Annotated in this window: 20 protein-coding genes; 10 read left to right on the top strand and 10 right to left on the bottom strand. The window is 68.4% G+C overall.

Annotated features, from left to right (window positions below; all coding sequences use genetic code 11):
• Window positions 1–198 precede the first annotated feature (198 nt).
• The gene (locus AC6CHL_RS14070) at window positions 199–2,319 is read right to left on the bottom strand and encodes a M13 family metallopeptidase (RefSeq protein WP_038690742.1); all 2,121 of its coding nucleotides are present in this window, start codon (window positions 2,317–2,319) and stop codon (window positions 199–201) included.
• A 298-nt stretch (window positions 2,320–2,617) separates the two neighbouring features.
• Here AC6CHL_RS14070 and AC6CHL_RS14065 point away from each other — a divergent pair, with 298 nt between their 5' ends.
• Entirely contained in the window at window positions 2,618–5,569 is a 2,952-nt protein-coding gene (locus AC6CHL_RS14065; protein ID WP_463600294.1) for a bifunctional diguanylate cyclase/phosphodiesterase, read from the top strand.
• Window positions 5,570–5,661: 92 nt separating this feature from the next.
• Here AC6CHL_RS14065 and AC6CHL_RS14060 read toward each other — a convergent pair whose 3' ends face one another.
• Window positions 5,662–6,543, bottom strand: a complete 882-nt coding sequence (locus tag AC6CHL_RS14060; protein ID WP_498294895.1) for a LysR family transcriptional regulator — start codon at window positions 6,541–6,543, stop codon at window positions 5,662–5,664.
• 96 nt (window positions 6,544–6,639) lie between these two features.
• Here AC6CHL_RS14060 and AC6CHL_RS14055 point away from each other — a divergent pair, with 96 nt between their 5' ends.
• The 4 genes from AC6CHL_RS14055 to AC6CHL_RS14040 all read left to right on the top strand — a co-directional run bounded on the left by AC6CHL_RS14055 (window position 6,640) and on the right by AC6CHL_RS14040 (window position 10,286).
• Window positions 6,640–7,050, top strand: coding sequence for a DoxX family protein (locus tag AC6CHL_RS14055; RefSeq protein ID WP_498294893.1), 411 nt, complete (start codon window positions 6,640–6,642; stop codon window positions 7,048–7,050).
• Window positions 7,051–7,087: 37 nt separating this feature from the next.
• A complete protein-coding gene (locus AC6CHL_RS14050; protein WP_498294891.1) occupies window positions 7,088–7,882 on the top strand; it encodes a dioxygenase family protein in 795 nt (264 codons plus the stop codon).
• Window positions 7,879–8,529 (top strand): alpha/beta hydrolase, encoded by a 651-nt coding sequence (locus AC6CHL_RS14045; RefSeq protein ID WP_498294889.1) that lies wholly within the window; start codon window positions 7,879–7,881, stop codon window positions 8,527–8,529. The genes AC6CHL_RS14050 and AC6CHL_RS14045 overlap by 4 nt, the downstream gene beginning before the upstream one ends.
• 113 nt (window positions 8,530–8,642) lie before the next feature.
• Entirely contained in the window at window positions 8,643–10,286 is a 1,644-nt protein-coding gene (locus AC6CHL_RS14040) for a Na+/H+ antiporter (protein ID WP_038690730.1), read from the top strand.
• A gap of 145 nt (window positions 10,287–10,431) precedes the next feature.
• Here the strand turns inward: AC6CHL_RS14040 and AC6CHL_RS14035 are convergent, their stop codons facing one another.
• Window positions 10,432–10,683 carry a DUF3297 family protein gene (locus tag AC6CHL_RS14035; RefSeq protein ID WP_038690728.1) on the bottom strand — a complete coding sequence of 84 codons (252 nt, stop codon included), beginning with the start codon at window positions 10,681–10,683 and terminating at the stop codon, window positions 10,432–10,434.
• A 138-nt stretch (window positions 10,684–10,821) separates the two neighbouring features.
• Between AC6CHL_RS14035 and AC6CHL_RS14030 the strand changes: the two genes are divergently transcribed.
• Window positions 10,822–11,364, top strand: coding sequence for a DUF6630 family protein (locus tag AC6CHL_RS14030; RefSeq protein WP_038692549.1), 543 nt, complete (start codon window positions 10,822–10,824; stop codon window positions 11,362–11,364).
• A gap of 117 nt (window positions 11,365–11,481) precedes the next feature.
• Here the strand turns inward: AC6CHL_RS14030 and AC6CHL_RS14025 are convergent, their stop codons facing one another.
• The 5 genes from AC6CHL_RS14025 to msrB form a co-directional block, all read right to left on the bottom strand.
• Window positions 11,482–11,757: a DUF4031 domain-containing protein gene (locus AC6CHL_RS14025; protein ID WP_038690726.1), complete on the bottom strand. Its 276-nt coding sequence runs from the start codon at window positions 11,755–11,757 to the stop codon at window positions 11,482–11,484.
• Between the two features lie 14 nt (window positions 11,758–11,771).
• Window positions 11,772–12,293, bottom strand: coding sequence for a hypothetical protein (locus AC6CHL_RS14020; protein WP_498294886.1), 522 nt, complete (start codon window positions 12,291–12,293; stop codon window positions 11,772–11,774).
• A 377-nt stretch (window positions 12,294–12,670) separates the two neighbouring features.
• Entirely contained in the window at window positions 12,671–13,615 is a 945-nt protein-coding gene (gene motB, locus AC6CHL_RS14015; RefSeq protein ID WP_038690722.1) for a flagellar motor protein MotB, read from the bottom strand.
• Window positions 13,616–13,624: 9 nt separating this feature from the next.
• Window positions 13,625–14,479 carry a flagellar motor stator protein MotA gene (motA, locus tag AC6CHL_RS14010; protein WP_038690720.1) on the bottom strand — a complete coding sequence of 285 codons (855 nt, stop codon included), beginning with the start codon at window positions 14,477–14,479 and terminating at the stop codon, window positions 13,625–13,627.
• Window positions 14,480–14,571: 92 nt separating this feature from the next.
• On the bottom strand, window positions 14,572–15,039 hold the full coding sequence (gene msrB, locus AC6CHL_RS14005; protein ID WP_038690718.1) for a peptide-methionine (R)-S-oxide reductase MsrB: 468 nt from the start codon (window positions 15,037–15,039) through the stop codon (window positions 14,572–14,574).
• A gap of 141 nt (window positions 15,040–15,180) precedes the next feature.
• Between msrB and AC6CHL_RS14000 the strand changes: the two genes are divergently transcribed.
• Together AC6CHL_RS14000 and AC6CHL_RS13995 are read left to right on the top strand one after the other, a co-directional pair.
• Complete coding sequence (locus AC6CHL_RS14000; RefSeq protein ID WP_498294883.1) at window positions 15,181–15,597, top strand: classical arabinogalactan protein 4; 417 nt, start codon at window positions 15,181–15,183, stop codon at window positions 15,595–15,597.
• Between the two features lie 170 nt (window positions 15,598–15,767).
• Window positions 15,768–15,935, top strand: a complete 168-nt coding sequence (locus AC6CHL_RS13995) for a lana protein (protein ID WP_128097454.1) — start codon at window positions 15,768–15,770, stop codon at window positions 15,933–15,935.
• Between the two features lie 67 nt (window positions 15,936–16,002).
• Here AC6CHL_RS13995 and AC6CHL_RS13990 read toward each other — a convergent pair whose 3' ends face one another.
• Window positions 16,003–16,482, bottom strand: coding sequence for an Lrp/AsnC ligand binding domain-containing protein (locus tag AC6CHL_RS13990; RefSeq protein ID WP_038690714.1), 480 nt, complete (start codon window positions 16,480–16,482; stop codon window positions 16,003–16,005).
• Window positions 16,483–16,631: 149 nt separating this feature from the next.
• Between AC6CHL_RS13990 and AC6CHL_RS13985 the strand changes: the two genes are divergently transcribed.
• Together AC6CHL_RS13985 and alr are read left to right on the top strand one after the other, a co-directional pair.
• Window positions 16,632–17,942 (top strand): D-amino acid dehydrogenase, encoded by a 1,311-nt coding sequence (locus tag AC6CHL_RS13985; protein WP_141058517.1) that lies wholly within the window; start codon window positions 16,632–16,634, stop codon window positions 17,940–17,942.
• Window positions 17,921–18,997, top strand: coding sequence for an alanine racemase (gene alr / locus AC6CHL_RS13980; protein WP_498294880.1), 1,077 nt, complete (start codon window positions 17,921–17,923; stop codon window positions 18,995–18,997). Before AC6CHL_RS13985 ends, alr begins: the two co-directional genes overlap by 22 nt.
• A gap of 30 nt (window positions 18,998–19,027) precedes the next feature.
• Here alr and AC6CHL_RS13975 read toward each other — a convergent pair whose 3' ends face one another.
• Window positions 19,028–19,597 carry a DUF3016 domain-containing protein gene (locus AC6CHL_RS13975; RefSeq protein ID WP_498294878.1) on the bottom strand — a complete coding sequence of 190 codons (570 nt, stop codon included), beginning with the start codon at window positions 19,595–19,597 and terminating at the stop codon, window positions 19,028–19,030.
• Window positions 19,598–19,652 lie beyond the last annotated feature (55 nt).

The following is a 19,652-nucleotide window of genomic DNA, read 5'->3' as shown; positions in this document are numbered from 1 at the left end:
CGGCTGCGCCATCGCCGCACGGCCCGGATTGGCGTGCGGGTGTGCGTGGGGTGTCGCGGAGGGCAGCCGACCAACGGTCGGCTCTACCGGGCGTTCAACACCACGCCGATGCGCGCCGGCTGTTCACCGCGCCCCCAGACGCGAAAACGGGCGCCGAAGCGCCCGTTTTCAGGTGTCACCGTCGCGCGGTGACACCGATCACCACACCTTGACCCGCTTGTCCGGGGCCAGGTACAGCTTCTGGCCTTCCTTGACCTCGAACGCCGGGTACCACGCGTCCAGGTTGCGCACGGTGAGCGCGCGGAACTGGCCCGGTGCGTGCACGTTGGTCAGCAGCGAGTTGCGCAGGGCCTGCTCGCGCGCCTTGCTGCGCCAGGCCTGGGCAAAGCCCAGGAAGAACCGCTGGTCGGGGCTGAAGCCTTCCAGGGTCTGGCCCGGCTTGCCCTGCAGCGACAGCTGGTAGGCGTCGTAGGCGGTGGCCAGGCCGGCCACGTCGGCGATGTTCTCGCCCAGGGTCAGGCGGCCGTTGACCGACACGCCCGGGAACGGCTGGTAGCTGCTGAACTGCGCGGCCAGCGCGTCGCCGGCGGCGTTGAACTTCTTCAGGTCATCGGCCGTCCACCAGTTGTGCAGCTTGCCGGTTTCATCGAACAGCGCACCGGCATTGTCGAAGCCGTGGCTGATCTCATGGCCGATCACCGCACCGATCGCGCCGTAGTTCACCGCGTCGTCGGCAGCACCATCGAAGAACGGCGGCTGCAGGATCGCGGCCGGGAACACCAGGCGGTTTTCCAGCGGCACGTTCATCGCGTTGATGGTCTGCGGCAGCATCGCCCACTCGCCGTGGTCGACCGGCTTGCCCAGCTTGGCGATGTTGCGCTGGTACTCGAACTGCTCGGCGCGCTCGGCATTGCCCAGTGCGTCGTCGCGCTTGATCTCCAGGCCGCTGTAGTCGCGCCAGGTGTCCGGGTAGCCCATGCCCACGGTCAGCCCGGCCACCTTGGCCTTGGCATGCGCCTTGGTCTGCGGCGACATCCACGCCAGCGCGTCGATGCGCTTGGCGAAGGCAGCGATGATGTTCTTGGCCATCTCATCGGCGCGGGCCTTGGTGGCCGGGTCGAAGTGGCGTTCCACATACAGCTTGCCGATGGCCTCGCCGACGGCGTGGTTGCTGTCATCCACCGCGCGCTTCCAGCGTTCGCTCTGCTGCGGGGTGCCGTTCAAGGTGGTGCCGTGGAAGGCGAAGCGCGCATCGGCGAAGGTCTTGGGCAGGTACGGCGCGGCACGGTCCAGCGCGTGGAAGGCCAGGTAGTCCTTCCACACGTCCAGCGGCTCGGTGGCCACCAGGCGCGAGATGCCCGCCACGGCCTTGGGCTGCCACACGATGAAGTCCTGCTGCTCGCCCAGCTTGGCACCGGCCAGGAACGCGGCCCAGTCCATGCCCGGCGCCTTGGCGTTCAGGTCGGCCTGCTTCCAGGCATTGGCGCCCTTGGCCACGTCATTGGTTTCTTCCTGGGTGGCGTGGGCCTGGGCGATCTTGGTCTCCAGCGCCAGGATGCGCTGTGCCTTGGCCGCCGGGTCGGCAACGCCGGCCAACTGCAGCACCTGGGCGATGTAGGCCTGGTACTGCTTGCGCAGCTCGGCCATGCGGCCGCCCTGCAGGTAGAAGTCGCGGTCGGGCAGGCCCAGGCCACCCTGCACCAGGTACGGCGCATTGCGGTCCGGCTGCAGCAGGTCCACCGACACCCATACGCCAAACAGGCGGTCGGTGTAGAAGTTGGTCGCATTCAGCAGGTCGACGTCGGCGCGCAGGGTGCCACCCAGGGTGGTGGCCAGCGCGGCCTTGTCGGCGATGCCGCCGATCGCGTCCAGTTCCGGCTTCACCGCGGCCACGCCACGCGACTCGATGCCGGCTTCGTCCATGAATGCGGCGTAGTAATCGCCAATCAGCTTGGCCTCGCCACTGGCCTTGGTGTCGGCGGCGGCGCCTTCAAGGATGGCGCGGGTGTCGGCCAGGGTCTTCTCGGCAATGACATTGAAGCTGCCGTAGCTGGAGCGGTCGGCCGGGATCTCGGTGTTCTTCACCCAGCTGCCGTTGGCAAAGCCGAAGAAGTCGTCACCGGCGGCGACGCTGCGGTCCATGCCGGTCGCATCGAAGCCGAAGCTGCCCAGCTGCGGCTTGGGCGCGGCCGGTGCCGCGGCGGGGCTGTCCGGCGCGGTGGCGACGGGGGCGGCCGGCTCACGGTCGCAGGCGCTCAGGCCCAGCGACAGGCTGGCGGCGATGGCAAGCATCAGGGTAGGGCGGCGCAGCGTGGACATGGACTTCTCAGGCAACGGGGAAACCCCAAGTCTAATCCCCCCGGGACGGGGTGGGTTGCCGCTGCAGCCGTGCCTGGCTGTGCCAAGCGTGGCCGTTTTCCACGCCGCCCGCCGCCGTGGCTCTTCCCGTGCTGCACGCGCTGGTGCATGCTGGCAGACAGGATTCGGGGCGCGCCCGCGTGCAGGCACGGCGGGGCGACGCAGAGGTCAAGAATCCCGGGCTTCGGCCGCTCAGGTTTGGGGAAACCAGGAAGCGTTTACGCATGAAGTCAGCCCATCGCAGCGGGAGAGGTCGGCAATGCCCGCGTTGAACCGCGCCTTGGCGCGGCCATTGCGCACGATCGTGTGGCTGGGCGTGAGCCTGGGCGTGCTGCTGGCCGTTGGGCTGGCGCTGACGCTGGCCAACGATTACCAGCGCCGCCAGGAAGCCGCGCAGCGCCAGAGCGCGGCGTTGGCCACCGGCTCGCAGCGCCTGCTGCGGCTGGAGCTGCGCAACCTGGAACGGGCCATGCTGGGCATCGCCGAGGACGGCGCATTGCTGTTCGAGCGGGTCCCGACGCAGGCGCCGGACCTGCTGGACGACGCCATCGGCGGGGTGCTGCAGCGGCATGCCGAGCTGGACAGCATCGTGGTGGTGGACCAGTACGGCCGCGCACTCACCAGTGGCAGCGGCGACCTGTACCTGCCGCTGTGGGCCGTGGATACCAATCGCGGCAGCGACAGCCGTCTCTACCTGGGGCCGCCGCAGCAACGCAATGCGCAGCGCTGGGTGCTGCCGCTGGCGTTGCGCATGGGTGACGACCGCTGGCTGCTGAGCCGGCTGCACACCAGTGAGCTGCAATCGATCATCGGTGGCATGGACACCGGCGACCAGGGCGTCATCTCGATCACCGATGCGCAGGGCTACGTGCTGGCGCGCAGCCCGGACACCGTGGGCCTCACCGGGCAACGTTTCGGGCTCGGCAAGCGCGAGATGCTGCGCCGCGACGCCGTGGTGCCGCTGGGCGTTGAAACCAGCGCCATCGACAACATCGAGCGGATTTCCACGCTCACCACGTTGGGTCAGTACCCCATCGCGGTGTACGCCGGGTTGGGCCGCGCGGACGTGCTGGCCCCGTGGTGGCCCTACGTGCAGGCGTCGGTGGCGCTGTACTTGTTGTACTGGGGTGTGTTCGCGCTGGTGTTTGTGAGCGTGCGCCGTGCCACCCGCAGCCAGGATGCGCTCACCGAGGAACTGCGCACCGGCCACGCCGAGCTGCTGATGGCCCACCAGGTGGGCAAGGTGTGCACCTGGTATGTGGACGAGGATGCCTCGCAGCTGCGCTGGTCGCCGCTGGCGCGGGAGATCTTCGGCATCGAGACTGAAAGCTTGCCGGTGGCCGCGTTCTTCGCGCGGGTGCACCGCGAGGATGCCGAGCGCATGCAGCTGGCGTTCGACAACGCCTTCGCCGGCAACGGCGTGCTGGATGAAATGTTCCGGGTGGTGCTGCCCGGTGGCACGGTGCGCTGGGTTTCCGCGCGCGGCCAGCGGGTGGCGGTGGCGGACCGGCAGCGGCACATGATCGGCGCGCTCACCGATGTGAGCGAGCGCGTGCAGGCGCTGGCCCGCGTGCAGCAGGCCGAGCGCCAGTTCCGGCTGCTGTTCGACCGCAATCCCGCCCCGTTCTGGGTGTTCGACCCGGACACACTGCGCTTCATGGAGGTCAACGAGGCGGCGGTGAAGCAGTACGGCTACAGCCGCGACGAGTTCCTGTCGATGAGCATCCTGGATATCCGCCCGCGCGAAGGCTGGGACGAAATCCGCGGCGCGATTTCGCGCGCCACCATCGGCGATGCCCAGGACGCGCAGGTACGCGTGCACCGGCGCAAGGACGGCACCCTGTTCGAGGTGCGCGCGCATCTGTCGCGGCTGGATTTCGACGGGCGCCAGGCCTGCCTGGTGCTGGCCGAGGACATCAGCGAGCGGCTGGCGTACGAGCGCGACCTGGCGTATCACGCCACCCACAACCCGGCCACCGGCCTGCTCAACACGCGCGCGCTGGCCGCGCAGCTGGACGAGGAAGGCGGCGGCTACACGATCGCCTACGTGCAGTTCCGCGGGCTGCAGCTGGTGGCCGATACGCTGGGCCGCGAAGTGGGCGATGTGGTGCTGCAGGCCATGGCCAAGCGCCTGGGCGGGCTGGGCACGCGCTATGGCCTGCTGGCCTTCCAGCCGGCGGAAGATTTCATCTTCGCCATCCGCGACGACCACGAGCGCCAGACCGCATTGGATACGCTGGTGCAGACGGTATCGGAGCCGGTGCGCGGGCAGGACTGGCTGCACCAGTTCGAGCCGCGGATCGGCGTGGCGGTGAAGTTCGAGGGTGACAACGTGCCGGCCGAACAGCTGATCGGCATGGCCGCACAGGCCGCGCACGCCGCGCGTGACGAGGGCAGTGTGATTGCCTGGTTCGACACCACGGTGAGTTCGCGGCTGGCCGAGCGGCTGCGCCTGGCCGGGCGCATCCACAGCGCGATCGACACCGAGTTCGAGCTGTACTACCAGCCGATCTGCCACGCCAGCGACGGCACGCCGGCGGCGTTGGAGGCGTTGCTGCGCTGGCCGCAGGCCGATGGGAGTTTCATTCCGCCGGGCGAGTTCATCCAGTTGTGCGAAGACACCGGGTTGATCCTGGCGTTGGGGCGCTGGGTGATCCGGGCGGCGGCGCAGGCGCAGCGGCGGTTGGCCGATGCAGGCTGGCCGTTGCCGATCGCGGTGAACGTGTCGGCGGTGCAGTTCTTCAACAGCGATCTGGTGGCCGAATTCGCACGCGCAACGCAGGAGTTCGGGCTGGAGCGCGGCGCGTTGCAGGTGGAGCTGACCGAGAGCAGCCTGATGCGCAAGCCGGCCCAGGCCAAGCAGACGATGCAGCGGCTGCACGAGCAGGGCGTGTGCATTTCGCTGGACGACTTCGGCACCGGGTATTCCAACATGTCCTACCTGCAGCACCTGCCGCTGGACATCCTGAAGATCGACCGCAGTTTCGTGTCCGACGTGGAAACCAATCCGCGCAATGCGTCGATCTGCCGCGCGTTGTTGTCGCTGGGCCACAGCATGGGGCTGACGGTGATCGCCGAGGGCGTGGAAACGCCGGGCCAGCATCAGTGGCTGGCCGCGCACGGCTGCGACCAGGTGCAGGGTTACCTGCTGGGCCGCCCCTCGCCGCTGGTCGAGGTGATCGCGCGGTTGGAAACCGCCGAGGCCACCTGATGCAAGGCAGCCGGGCAGAGCCCGGCTCTACGGGGTTGGCAATGTCGTAGAGCCGGGCTCTGCCCGGCTGCTCTACACGCAAACGCCCGCCGTCACCCCAACGCCTCCACCAGGTAATCGATGAAGCTGCGCACCTTCGGGGCCAGATGGTTGCGGCTGGTGTATACCGCGAAGATGCTGATCGGCGCGATCTCCCACTCCGGCAGCAGGCGTTCCAGGCGGCCGTCGGCCAGCGCGTCGGCAATCAGGAAGTCCGGCTGCAGGATGATGCCCATGCCGGCCAACGCGGCCTCGCGCAGCACGTCGCCGTTGTTGGCGCGCAGGCCGCCGTGCACCGGCACCGACACCTCGCCGCGCGGGCCGCGCAGTTGCCAGCTGTCGCCGCCGCCCCAGTAGCTGTAGCCCAGGCATTCGTGGTCGGACAGGTCGTCGGGCTGTTGCGGGCGGCCGTGGGCGTCCAGGTAGGCAGGGGCGGCACACAGGGTGATGTGGGTGTCGGCCAGCTTGCGTGCGATCAGCGCCGGGTTGGGTTGGCGGGTGATGCGGATGGCCACGTCGTAGCCTTCTTCCACCATGTCCACCAGGCGGTCGGACAGCGACAGGTCCAGCTGCACCTGCGGGTAGCGCGCGCGGTAGCCGGCCAGCAGCGGTCCCAGCCGGGCGATGCCGTAGCTGACCGGGGCGTTGACCCGCAGCAGCCCCGACGGTTCCAGCGCCTGCGCGCCGATGCCTGCTTCCAGTGCGTCGAACTGGGCCAGCAGCTGCACGCATTGCGCGTAGTAGGCCGCGCCGGTGCTGGTGGGGTTCACCCGGCGCGTGGTGCGGTTGAGCAGGCGCGTGGACAGGCGCTTTTCCAGCGCGGCGATCTGCCGGGTGACCCCGGCGGTGGACATATCCAGGGCCTGGGCGGCCGCGCTGAAGCCGTTGCGTTCCACCACCGCCACGAACACACGCATCGCGTCGAGGGTATCCATTGTTTCAGATTCTGTAATAAACAGCGTCGTCTGATCGTATTTATCGCCACGGCTGAGCGCAATAACCTGTCGCCATCCTAGTCCGCGAGGTGTCCCATGCCTACCACCGCTCTCCGTGTTTCCGCGCTCGCCCCTGTCGGCGCCACCCTGCTGCGTTGGGGCCTGGGCGTGCTGTTCCTGGTGCATGGCCTGACCAAACTGCTGGTGTTCAGCCCGGCCGGCACCGCGGCGTACTTCCAGTCGCTGGGCCTGCCCGGCGCCCTCGGTTACGTCGCCCTCGTGCTGGAGCTCACCCTTGCCGCGGCGCTGCTGCTGGGCGTGTACGCGCGGTGGGTGGGGCTGCTGGGCGTGCCGCTGCTGCTGGGCACCATCGTGAGCGTGCACGGCGCCAACGGTTTCAGCTTCGCCAATGCCGGGGGCGGCTGGGAATACCCGGCGTTCTGGGCGCTGGCGCTGCTGGTGCTGTTCTGCATCGGCGACGGCAAGTGGACACTCGCCTCGCGCTGAGCACCGCGCCGTCGTTGATCCTTTCTTGGAGCCTGTGATGTCCCGTCTGCCTTCGCTGTACATCTCCCATGGTTCGCCGATGACCGCGCTCCACCCCGGTCTGGTCGGCGAACGCCTCGCGGCGCTGGCCGCGCAGTTGCCGCGCCCGCGCGCCATCGTGATGGCCTCGGCGCACTGGCTGACCCACCAGCCGGCAGTGGGCGCACACGCGCAACCGCCCACCATCCACGATTTCGGCGGCTTCCCGCAGGCGCTGTTCGACCTGCAGTACCCGGCCCCGGGCGACCCGGCCCTGGCCGGCGAGATCGCCGCGCGGCTGGCGGCGGCCGGGCTGCCGACCGCGCTGGACCGCAGCCGCGGCCTCGACCACGGCGCCTGGGTGCCGCTGCGCTTCCTGTACCCGCAGGCCGACATTCCGGTGGTACCGCTGGCGATCCAGCCGCTGCTGGGACCGGCCCACCAGTTCGCGCTGGGCCGTGCGCTGGCACCGCTGCGCGAGCAGGGCGTGCTGGTGATCGGCTCCGGCAGCATCACCCACAACCTGCACGACTGGGGCAACTACCAGGACGGCAAGGAAGCGCCCTACGTGCGGCCCTTCATCGGCTGGGTCGAACAGCGCCTGCAGGAAGACGACACTGCCGCGCTGCTCGACTACCGTGCCCGGGCGCCACACGCCGCGCAGGCGCACCCCACCGACGAGCACCTGCAGCCGCTGCATGTGGCCATGGGCGCTGCCGGGAGTGACACGCTGGGTGCGCAGCGCATCGATGCCGGTATCGATGCGGGGTTTCTGGCGATGGACATCTACCGCTTCGACGGGGCCGCGGCGTGAGCACGCTGCACGCGGTGGTGCGCCCCGCCACCGGCCCGGCGCACGGGCTGGTGGTGCTGTTGCATGGCGTGGGCAGCAACGAACGCTCGCTGCAGGCACTGGCGGACGGGCTGGATAAGCGCCTGCAGGTGGTGCTGCCGCGCGCGCCGCTGGCGTTCGGGGCGGATGCGTTCGGCTGGTTCACCGTGCAGTTCGGCGCGCAGGGGCCGGTGATCGACCCGGCGCAGGCCGAAGCCAGCCGTCTGCTGCTCATCGACTACGTGCGCGCGCTGCAGGCACAGCACGGCGTGGATACCGCGCACACGCTGGTGGCCGGCTTCAGCCAGGGCGGCATCATGAGTGCCAGCGTGGCGCTCACCGCGCCGCAGGTGGCACGCCGGTTCGCGATCCTGTCCGGGCGCATCCTGCCGGAGATCGCACCGCACGTTCCCGCCGACATCGCCACGCGTGGCGTGCGCGGGTTGATCCTGCACGGTGAGCAGGACAGCAAGCTGCCGTTCGCGCTGGCCACCGCCGCCGCGGCGCGTCTGCAGGCGCTGGGTGTGGATCACGCACTGCACGGCTACCCGGCCGACCACACGCTGACGGCTGCGATGCAGGCCGATTTCAACGCGTGGACCGCGCGCGAACTGCTGTCCGGCCACTGAGCCGCGGCAGGCCCGGCGTTCGCGCAGGCGGATGGGTGTGGTAGTTTTTTTGCAGTTTCCGGCGCCCGGCTGCCCGCAGCCTCCCCCCCCTCGCGCCGTCCACTGGAAAATGCATGCATACCATTGAAGTCGTCCTGGCGATGCTGGTGGCCGTGGTCGCCAGCGGCTACCTGGTCCGGGTGTTGCCGCTGTCGTTGCCGCTGCCGTTGGTGCAGATCGGCCTGGGCGCGGTCATCGCCGGGGTGTTCAACCGTGGCCACGCACTGGAACCGGAGATGTTCTTCCTGCTGTTCCTGCCGCCGCTGCTGTTCCTGGACGGCTGGCGCATTCCCAAGCAGGGCCTGTTCCGCGACAAGGGCGTGATCCTGGAGCTGGCGTTCGGCCTGGTGGTGTTCACCGTGATCGGCGCCGGCTTCCTGATCCACTGGATGATTCCGGTGATGCCGCTGGCGGTGGCCTTCGCGCTGGCGGCGATCATCTCGCCCACCGACCCGGTGGCGGTCGGGTCGATCGCCGCGCGCGCGCCCATTCCCAAGCGGCTGATGCACATCCTGGAAGGCGAGTCGTTGTTGAACGATGCGTCCGGCCTGGTCTGCTTCCGCTTTGCCGTGGCCGCGGTGATGACCGGCAGCTTCTCGCTGGCCACCGCATCGCTCACCTTCCTGTGGGTGGCGCTGGCCGGCGTGGCGATCGGCGCGGCCGTCACCCTGGGCGTGTCGACCTTCCAGCGCTGGCTGTGGCGGCGCTTCGGCGAGGAGCCCGGTGCAGCGCTGCTGGTCAACCTGCTGATTCCGTTCGCCGCCTACCTGCTGGCCGAAGAGGCCAACGCGTCGGGCATTCTGGCCGCGGTGGCCGCGGGCATCACCATGAGCTACGTCGAGCTCACCGGCCGGGTGTCGGGCAGCATGCGCGTGCAACGCGCGGCCGTGTGGGGAATGCTGCAGTTCAGCTTCAACGGCATCATGTTCGTGCTGCTGGGCGAACAGCTGCCGGGCATCGTCGAGCGTGCGATCAAGACAGTCAGCGAGAGCGGCCACCACAGCGCGTGGTGGCTGCTGGTGTACGTGGTGGTGATCAACCTGGCGCTGGTGCTGCTGCGCCTGGCCTGGGTGTGGCTGTCGCTGCGCTGGAGCGTGCTGCGGGCGCGCCACCGCGGTGAAGCGCGGCCGGGCACGTCGTGGCGGATCGTGGTGGCCACCTCGGTGGCCGGCGTGCGCGGTGCGATCACCCTGGCCGGCGTGCTCACCCTGCCGCTGTTCCTGCCCGATGGCAGCGCCTTCCCGGCGCGCGATCTGGTGATCTTCCTGGCGGCGGCGGTGATCCTGGTGTCGCTGGTGGGCGCCAGCGTGGCATTGCCGCGGTTGCTGAAGGGGCTGGAGCTGCCGGCCGATTCGGGCGAGCGCAAGGCCGAGGATCTGGCCCGGCGGCTGGCGTCCAAGGCGGCGTTGGCCGGGGTGGAGCGCATGCGCCAGCAGCTGGTGCAGAACCAGACCACCGAGAACGTGCAGCTTTACAACGACGCCGCCTCACGGGTGAGCCTGCTGTACCAGCGCAATCTTGAGAAGGACGACGGCCCGGATGCGGACCCGGAAAAGGTGCAGCGCATGGAGCAGGGCTACCGCCAGCTGCGTGGCGCCGGGCTGACCGCCGAGCGCGAGGAGCTGTTCCGGTTGACCCGGCGCGGCACCATTTCCGACGAGGTCTCGCGCAAGCTGATCCGCAACCTGGACCTGCTGGAAACCCGCCAACGCGATTGAACGGTGGCGCGTTCGACCGGTAGGGCCACCCCATGGGTGGCTGTCGCGATGCCGGGTATATGAGGTACGCCTGACCCGGAACACAGCCACCCATGGGGGGGCTCTACCCGGCGACCGGCCGCGAGGGGCCGGCCATCAACGCGGATCACGCGTCGGTTTTCTGGTCCAGGTAATACGCCACCACGGTGCCCTTGATCTTGATGGTCATCGGGTTGCCACGGCGGTCGCGGGCCTTGCCGGCCTGCACGCGGATCCAGCCTTCGCTGACCGAATACTCTTCAACGTTGTCGCGCTCGACCTCGTTGAAACGGATGCCCACCCCGCGCTCCAGGGCGGCGGCATCGTGGAAGGGGCTGGTCGGGTTGATCGCCAGGTGATCGGGAGGGGTATCGCTCATGGGCATTCAGTTGTGATGGCCACCACGGCCATCTTCCAGGCGCACAGGATAAACCGCGGCGCGGCCCACGCCGAATTTCGCTTCCTGCCAACGCCGCTGCACGGCAGAATGCCCGCCTGCCTCAAGGAAATACCGGTCATGCCTGACAACAGCGATTATTTCGACTTCGAAGAAGACGAGCGCGATTTCGACGAAGACGACTTCGAGGCGCGGATCTGGAACCTGTTCGTGCTGATCAACCCGGGCGATGACGAGCTGGCGCTGCAGCAGTTCAACCGCTGGCGCGAGGCGCTGCTGGAAAGCGGCGAGGAGATCGACGAGGAAGCCGACTGGCTGCCGCCGCTGATGGCCGCCATTGCCTGGCAGTCGGGGTTCGAGGTGGACCGTGAGGATCCCGATGCGCTGGTGTCGGCGATCAATGAGCTGGCGGCGCGCTGGAACCTGCAGCTGGACTGGGGTGGCGACCTGGACGATGAGGATTTCGCGGCCGCCACCGATGCACCGGCGCTGATGGCCACCGCGCACGACCGCCTGCGCGAGCACAACTACGCGCTGTGGAGCGTGGATACGGGCAATGGCGGCCTGGCTGGCTGGATGGCGCTCAACCGCGACGATGACGCCATGCTGGCGTTGTGCTCGCTGCTGGGCGTGGAAGTGCGGCCGGGGTCGGACCCGTTCTGAGTGGGGCTGGTGTGCCGACCAACGGTCGGCACCTGCCGGCGCGGGTAATGCGTTTGCCGATCAACGGCGGGCATTCACCGGGCGCGGGGCAGGGATGTGCCGACCAACGGTCAGCACCTACCCCTGGTATTGGCTTCGGGCGTTGGCGATGACGGCTTTGACCAGCGCGCGGTCGGTGTGCCGCGAGATGGCCTGTGCGCCGCGTTCGATCGCCTGAAGGCGCAGCGGGGCGGGGACGTCGTAATGCGCGCCGCTGGGGCGGTTCTGGAATGCCCGCCGGGGAATCCCGAGCTGCGCCGCCATGGCGTGCAGCTCGGGCAGGGTGTCGGCCATCAGATGCGCCCAGCGCTCGCCGCGCCAGGGGTGGACCGCATCGTCGATATAGACCGTCACCGGGTTGCCGTGGCTCAGGCCTGCGGCTTGTCGTCGCTGGCGGCCGGGGTGGCGTCGGCGGCGGCATCGGTGCCGGCCTCGTCTGCCACCGGGGCGTCTTCGCTGGCCTCGGCAGCGGTTTCGGCGGTTTCGGCGTCTTCGCCTTCTTCGCCTTCCACGCCTTCAAACTCGGACACCAGCTGGGTCAGGTACTCGTCGGCGGTCTTGCCTTCGTCGGCGGCCAGGTCGTCGATCAGCTGCTGCAGCTGGCTCGAGTATTCCAGGTTGACCTTGCGGCCTTCCTTTTCCTGCACGTTGGACAGGTGCTTGAGCATGGCCAGCATCGGGATCGGGTTGTCGGCGTTGCCCATGGTCTGGCCGCCGATGGCCAGCAGCCATTCGGTGCCCTGCAGGCCGATCGCGGCCACGACCTGGCCCTCTTCGTTGGTCAGCACGGCGTGGTTCTGCACCTGCTGCTGGGCGTTGAGGCGGTTGATCGGGCGCTTGGGCTGCAGCTTCTTGCGCTTGTCGCGCTTGGCCTTGGACTGCTTGGACATGGTGGGATCTATCTGTACGTGGAAAGACCCCATTGTAATGGGGGTTGGCCGCAGGCGTCGGCCATTGCGGTCATGCCCCCATCGAATGCGGCCCACCGCGGTAGGGTCGGGTCCCAACCGACTGCCGGTAGCCTGTCCGCGCCCGGGGACGCATGGCCTCCAACGACATGGCGTCTGGAAGCGGTCATTCCGTTGAAGGTCATGCCCCTATCGAACGCTGCCCATGCGCGTGCAGTCGGCTGGGGCGCGACCCTACCAGCGTGCGAGGCGTGCATCGTCTGGGCGTGCAGGCATCAACCGAACGTGGCGCGCACCGACCGGCCGTGCGGCCCTCCGACCGGCCCGCACGACTGACCGACCCCCGACCGGCCCCCCGGTCAGGGCGTCGCCGCCGGGGCCTGTGCGGCGTGGATGTCGGCGTCGCCGGTGGTGGGCGACAACGCGACTTCCTGTCCGGCACCGGCCAGGGCCGCCGCTTCGGCCGCCTTGGTCATCACCACGATGCTGATGCGGCGGTTGATCGGGTTGTCCGGCTGGGCCTTGTCGAACAGCACCGAGGAGGACAGGCCGACCACCCGGGTCACCTTCTCTTCGGTCATGCCACCGTCCAGCAACGCACGCCGGGCGGCGTTGGCGCGGTCGGCGCTGAGCTCCCAGTTGCTGTAGCCGTGCACCGCGTTGTAGGCGGTGGTGTCGGTGTGGCCGGTGATGCTGATCCGGTTCGGCACGTGGTTGATGAACTGCGACAGCTCGCGCAGGATTTCGCGGGTGTACGGCTTGAGCGCTGCGCTGCCCATGTCGAACATCGGGCGGTTCTGCTTGTCCACGATCTGGATGCGCAGGCCTTCCGGGGTCAGGTCCAGCAGCAGCTGGTCCTTGAACGGCTCCAGCGCCTGGCTCTTGCTGATGGCCTCTTCCAGCTCCCGTTTCAGCGCTTCCAGTTGCTGCTGCTCGCGCTCGCGTTCGGTCTGCGGGATCGGCTTGGCGGTCTGCTGGGACTGGAACGGGTCGTTGCTGTTGCCGCGCGAGATGTCGGTGGCGCCGCCCAGCTTGATCATCGAGGTGCTGGCCCCGCCCGGACCGGCCATGCCGGGCGCCGGGGTGGAGCTCTGCCCAACCAGCGGACTGGGGTTGCGGAAGTACTCGGAAATGGCCGCGCGCTCGGGCTTGGTGGTGGCCGCCATCAGCCACAGCACCAGGAAGAACGCCATCATCGCGGTGACGAAGTCGGCGTAGGCCACTTTCCAGGCGCCGCCATGGTGGGCAGCGTGGCCGGCCTTCTTGACCCGGCGGACGATGACGGTGGGTTTGTTCTCGGCCATGGCGGTGCCTTACTTGACCGTCTTGAGGTGCTGCTCGAAGGCGCTGAAGCCCGGGCGCACGTTCGAGGGCAGGGTCTTGCGGGCGAACTCCAGCGCGATCTTCGGGTTGTAGCCGCGCAGGCAGGCCAGCAGCGCGGTCTTCACCGACTCATAGATGCGGCTGTCCTGCTCGGCGCGCGCTTCCACCGCTGCGGCCAGCGGGCTGACGAAGCCGTAGGCCAGCAGGATGCCCAAGAAGGTACCGACCAGCGCGCCGGCGACGTGCGCGCCCACTTCGGTGATTTCCCCGCCGATCGAGCCCATGGTGATCACGATGCCCAGCACCGCGGCCACGATGCCGAAACCGGGCAGGCCGTCGGACACCTTGTTGAGCACCGCCGAGGGCTGCATCGCTTCGGCATGGTGCTTTTCCAGCTCCAGTTCCAGCAGCGGCTCCAGCTCATGCGGCTCAATGTTGCTGCCGATCATCAGGCGCAGGCAGTCGGTGATGAAGTCCACCAGGTGGTGGTCGGCCTGCACCTTGGGGTAGTTGGCGAAGATGCTGCTTTCGGCCGGGCGCTCCACATGGTCTTCCAGCGCCATGAAGCCTTCGCGGCGGGCCTTGTTGAGCAGTTCGTAGAGCAGGCTCAGGACGTCGATATAGTCCTGCTGCTTGTAGGCCGGGCCCTTGAACACGCCCACGGTGGCTTTCAGGGTCTGCTTGACGGTCTTGAACGGGGTGCCGACCAGGAACGCGCCCAGTGCCGCGCCGCCGATGATGACCAGCTCATAGGGCTGCCATAAGGCAGCCAGCTTGCCGTGCGCGCCGATGTAGCCGCCGAGCACGCTGATGATGACGATGAGGAATCCAACGATGATGAGCATGGGGCCGGCGCGGAGTAGGGGATACCTCCATGTCGGCCCCGTTCCCGGTTTTCTGAAGGGGACCGTTCGCTCAATGTCACACTTTTGCAGATTCAGCCGGCCGGCTGGGCCTCGGCCCCGCCGCGCTGCAGCAGATCCGGATACGCCTGTCCGTTCGGGGTGAACGACAGCGAGACCGAGTTCAGGCAGTGTCGCTCGTGGGTCGGCGGCGGGCCATCGGGGAACACATGGCCGAGATGGCTGTCACACCGCGCGCAGACGATTTCCGTGCGGACCATGCCGTGGCTGATGTCGCGGATCTCGCGCACGTGGGCCGGGTCGAACGGGGCGAAGAAGCTGGGCCAGCCGGTGCCGGAGTCGAACTTGGTGCTGGACCGGAACAGTGGCAGCCCGCACAGGCGGCAGCCGTAGACGCCGTCCTGCTTGTTGTCCAGGAACACGCCGCAGAACGGCGCTTCGGTGCCGTGCTGGAGCAGCACGCGGCGTTCGTCGGCGCTGAGGCCGGCCACCAGGGCGTCGCGCTGGGCGTCGCTGGGGGGAGAGAGATCGAAGGCGGTCATCGGCGGTTCCTCGCGGGGGTGGGTTCAAGATTGGGCCGGGATGGCGGGCTTCAAGCCGACGCCCCGGCGATCCAGGCGCGTTCATGGTGCTGATACCTGCGTGGGTGCAAGGTGCAGTAACCCACCCCGCCGGAGCCTGCCATGTCCCGCCTCGTCCGCTTCGCCACCGCGCTGGGCCTGATGCTGCCGGCCATCGGCATGGCCCAGATCGGTCCGCCCCCCAATCCCACCGCGACCCGCCCGGTGGTAGTGGCGCCGCCGGCGCCGCTGCCCACTCCGGTGCGCCCGGCGCCGGTGGACAGCCTGTCCGGGCAGATGGCGCCGGTGAAATCCAACAGCCAGGTCCAGCAGCAACTGCGCAGCCATCCCATCCAGGCGCGGGGCACCGGCCCGACGCAACCGATCCAGGGCCCCACCCTGCAGCCCAAGGTGTATGACCGCCACGGGCGGATCATTCCCGGCGCCAAACAGGTGGGGCCGAACCGGGTGCTCGATACCCGCACCGGCAAGTACTACGACGCCATTCCCAGTGGCGATGGGCAGCAGATCCGACCGTAAGCGGCGTGCACTGGCGCAGCGCATGAACGGTGCACAAACCACGCCGCACAGTCAGCTGCATCAACGCGCCATCTCACCGCTTTTTCGCCTGTGTTTAACCGTTTCCGCGCGACCCTTTGCGTGCGCCGGAACGCGGCGTATTCCGAAGGGTTTTCCAGAAGAGTGCAATCATGACCAACCAGCAGAACCAGAAAGGCGGCAAGATGCCGCAGGAACAGCAGGGCAGTCAGCAACAGCACCAGAAGGCCGGACAGCAGAACCAGCAACAGTGGGACCAGCAGAACCAGAAGGGCAAGCAGCCGGACCAGCGTCACCCTGATTCCAAACAACAGCGCTGACGCGCGGGATTGCATGACCACAGGCGGTGCGCGCAAGCGCGCCGCCTTCTGCGTTCAATGCCCCGCTTCAATCCGGGATCGGCAGGGTCAGCGTTTCCTTCACCTCTTCCATCACGATGTAGCTCTTGGATTCGCGCACGTGCGGCAGGGTCAGCAGGGTGCTGCCGAGCAGCTTGCGGTACGACGCCATCTCGCTGATGCGCGCCTTGAGCAGGTAGTCGAAATCGCCCGACACCAGGTGGCACTCCAGCACGTTGGGCAGCTTCAGGGCCGCGCGGCGGAATTCCTCGAAGATGTCGCCGGACTTGTAGGCCAGGCTGATCTCCACGAACACCAGCAGGCTGGCCTTGAGGTAGTGCGGGTCGAGCTTGGCGTAGTAGCCGGTGATGGCCCCATCGCGTTCCAGTCGCCGCACCCGTTCGGTGCAGGGCGTGGTCGACAGACCCACCCGTTCGCCCAGTTCGGTAAAGGAAATGCGGCCTTCGTCCTGCAGGATGCGCAGAATCTTGCGGTCGATCTTGTCCAGTTCGCGGGGGCGCACGGCCATCGGCGTCATCCAGGCATGGGGGTTGGCGCGACAATATCCTGTCATCGCTCCTAAAAACAGGGCAAAAGCTTGGTTTGGGCGGAATATACTTCCGCAATTATGGTCCCGGCACGCTCCAGTGCAGGGAATGATCGGGTCGGAGAAGCTACATGCGCGTTCTAGTCCTTGGCAGCGGCGTCATCGGCACCACCAGTGCCTGGTACCTGCGGCAGGCCGGGTTTGAAGTCACGGTCGTGGACCGCCAGCCCGGTCCGGCGCTGGAAACCAGTTTCGCCAACGCCGGCCAGCTGTCGTTCGGCTACACCTCGCCGTGGGCCGCGCCGGGCGTGCCGCTCAAGGCGGTCAAGTGGCTGTTCTCCGAACATGCGCCGCTGGCCATCCGCCCCGGCCTGGACTGGCGCCAGTACCTGTGGCTGGCGCAGATGCTGCGCAACTGCACCCATGAGCGCTATGCCATCAACAAGGCGCGCATGGTGCGCATGTCCGAGTACAGCCGCGACTGCCTGAACGAGCTGCGCCAGCAGACCGGTATCGAATTCGAAGGCCGCGACCTGGGCACCACCCAGCTGTTCCGCACCCAGCAGCAGCTGGACGCCTCGGCGCAGGACATCGAAGTGCTGGCCCAGTACGGGGTGCCCTACAAGGTGCTGGACCGCGACGGCATCATCGCCCACGAGCCGGCGCTGGCCGGGGTGGCCGACAAACTGGTCGGCGCGCTGTGGTTGCCGCGCGACCAGACCGGCGACTGCCAGCTGTTCACCCGGCGCCTGGCGCAGATGTGCGTGGACGCCGGCGTCGAGTTCCGTTTCGACCAGGACATCGCCGGCCTGCAGACCGACGGCGACCGCATCACCGGCGTGCGCATTGACGGCACGCTGGAAACCGCCGACCGCTACGTGGTCGCGCTGGGCAGCTATTCGCCGTCGCTGGTGGACCCGCTCGGCCTGCGCCTGCCGGTCTACCCGCTCAAGGGCTACTCGCTGACCCTGCCGATCACCAACCCGGCCATGGCCCCCACCTCGACCATCCTGGACGAGAGCTACAAGGTCGCGGTAACCCGGTTCGATGACCGCATCCGCGTGGGCGGGATGGCTGAAGTGGGCGGGTTCGACCTGTCGCTGTCGCCGCGCCGCCGCGCCACCCTGGAAAAAGTGGTGGGCGACCTGTACCCGGACGGCGGCGACCTGTCGCGTGCCGAGTTCTGGACCGGCCTGCGCCCGGCCACGCCCGATGGCACCCCGGTGATCGGCGCCACCCCGTACCGCAACCTGTTCCTCAACACCGGCCACGGCACGCTGGGCTGGACCATGGCCTGCGGTTCGGGCCGTTACCTGGCCGACCTGATGAGCGCGCGCCAGCCGCAGATCAGTACCGAAGGCCTGGATATCTTCCGCTACGGCCACACGGCCGCATCCGTTGTTCATAGTGAGCCCAAAGCATGCGCCCAGCCCGCGCGTTGATTGACCTGGACGCGTTGCGCGCCAATTTCCAGCTTGCCCGTGAACTGGGCGGCGGTCGCAAGACCCTGGCGGCCATCAAGGCCGATGCCTACGGCCACGGTGCGGTTGCCTGCGCACGCGCGCTGCAGGGCCAGGCCGACGCGTTCGGCGTGGCCTGCATCGAAGAGGCGCTGGAACTGCGCCAGGCCGGCATCACCACGCCGATCGTGCTGCTGGAAGGCTTCTTCGACGCCGCCGAGCTGCCGCTGATCGTGCAGCACGACCTGTGGTTCGCCGTGGGCGCGCCGTGGCAGGTGGAGGCGGTGCTGGCCTTCCAGACCACCGCCCTGCTGAAGATCTGGTTGAAGCTGGACAGCGGCATGCACCGCCTGGGGCTGTCGCCGGCCGACTTCCGCGCCGCGCACGCCCGCCTGAGCGCGCTGCCGCAGGTGGCGCCGATGGTGCTGATGAGCCACATGGCCCGCGCCGACGAGCTGGACAGCCTGCGCACCCGCGAGCAGGCCGACCTGTTCGCCGCCACCATCGACGGCCTGGCCGGTGAGACCAGCCTGTGCAATTCCCCGGCCCTGCTGGGCTGGCCGGACGTCCGCAGCGATTGGGTACGCCCGGGGCTGATGCTGTACGGCGCCAACCCGCTGCCCACCCATTCGGTGCTCACTGAGCGGCTGCGCCCGGTGATGACCATGCAATCGAAAATCTTCGCCGTGCGTGAGATCGGCATCGGCGAACCGGTGGGCTATGGCGCGCGGTTCGTCGCGCAGCGGCCCACCCGGGTGGGCGTGGTCGCCCTGGGGTATGCCGACGGCTACCCGCAGTTCGCCCCGAATGGCACCCCGGTGCAGATCGACGGGCAGCCCGGCACGCTGATCGGCCGGGTTTCGATGGACATGCTGACCGTGGACCTCACCGACCTGCCCGACGCCGGAGTAGGCAGCACGGTGACCCTGTGGGGTGAGTCACCGCGGCTGGATGTGCTGGCGCCGCTGTGCGGGGTCAGCGCCTATCAGCTGCCGTGCGCGGTCAAGCGGGTACCGCACCAGCACCTGGGCGGCTGAGGGGGCGCCACGCCCGGCGTGGCGCCACCGTCAGCGGCTGGCGGTGGCGTCGCTGCGCAGGTCGCGGCGGACCCAGTCATCCACCAGCCGCTTCTCATAGCGCAGCGGGTCGGTATCGCGCTGCAGGCCGATGTTGTGCAGGTAGCCGCTGTCGGACAGCTTGCGCTCGCCCTGCGCCAGCACCTGCCCCTGGGCATCGGTGAGGGTGAAGGTCAGCGCGATGCGCGGCGGGTAGACGTCGCGCAGGATGCGGATATCGTTGCCGCGCGGCCCGTGCCACGGCTCGTAGTCACCGGCGCGCTTGATGTCGGTCAGGGTCACATCCAGCGTCTGCCCCGGCTGCAGCTGCTTGCCGGCGCTGGTCTGGACGTAGGTAGCCAACTGCTGGACCCAGTTGCCGCGCTGGGCTTCGAAGCGGTTGGTGCTTTGCCGGATCTCGCTGAACTGGGCCGGGTCGGTCCACGACACCTTCACCGGGCCATCGCCGCTCAGGGCGCGGGGCGCCTGGGGGTCGGTCACGGTACGGGGCCCCGCGGCGTTCGCGCTGCCGATCACCAACAGGCAGGTCAACAGACCGGCCACCAACGGTTTGCGGTTCATGACGACTCCTCGATCACGATCACAGACGGGATCAGGTTTTCAGTGTGATCCTGAT

Source organism: Stenotrophomonas sp. GQ19 (assembly GCF_059758695.1).
The sequence above is the reverse complement of the archived record's forward strand: the minus strand, read 5'-3'. Positions and strand labels throughout refer to the sequence as shown.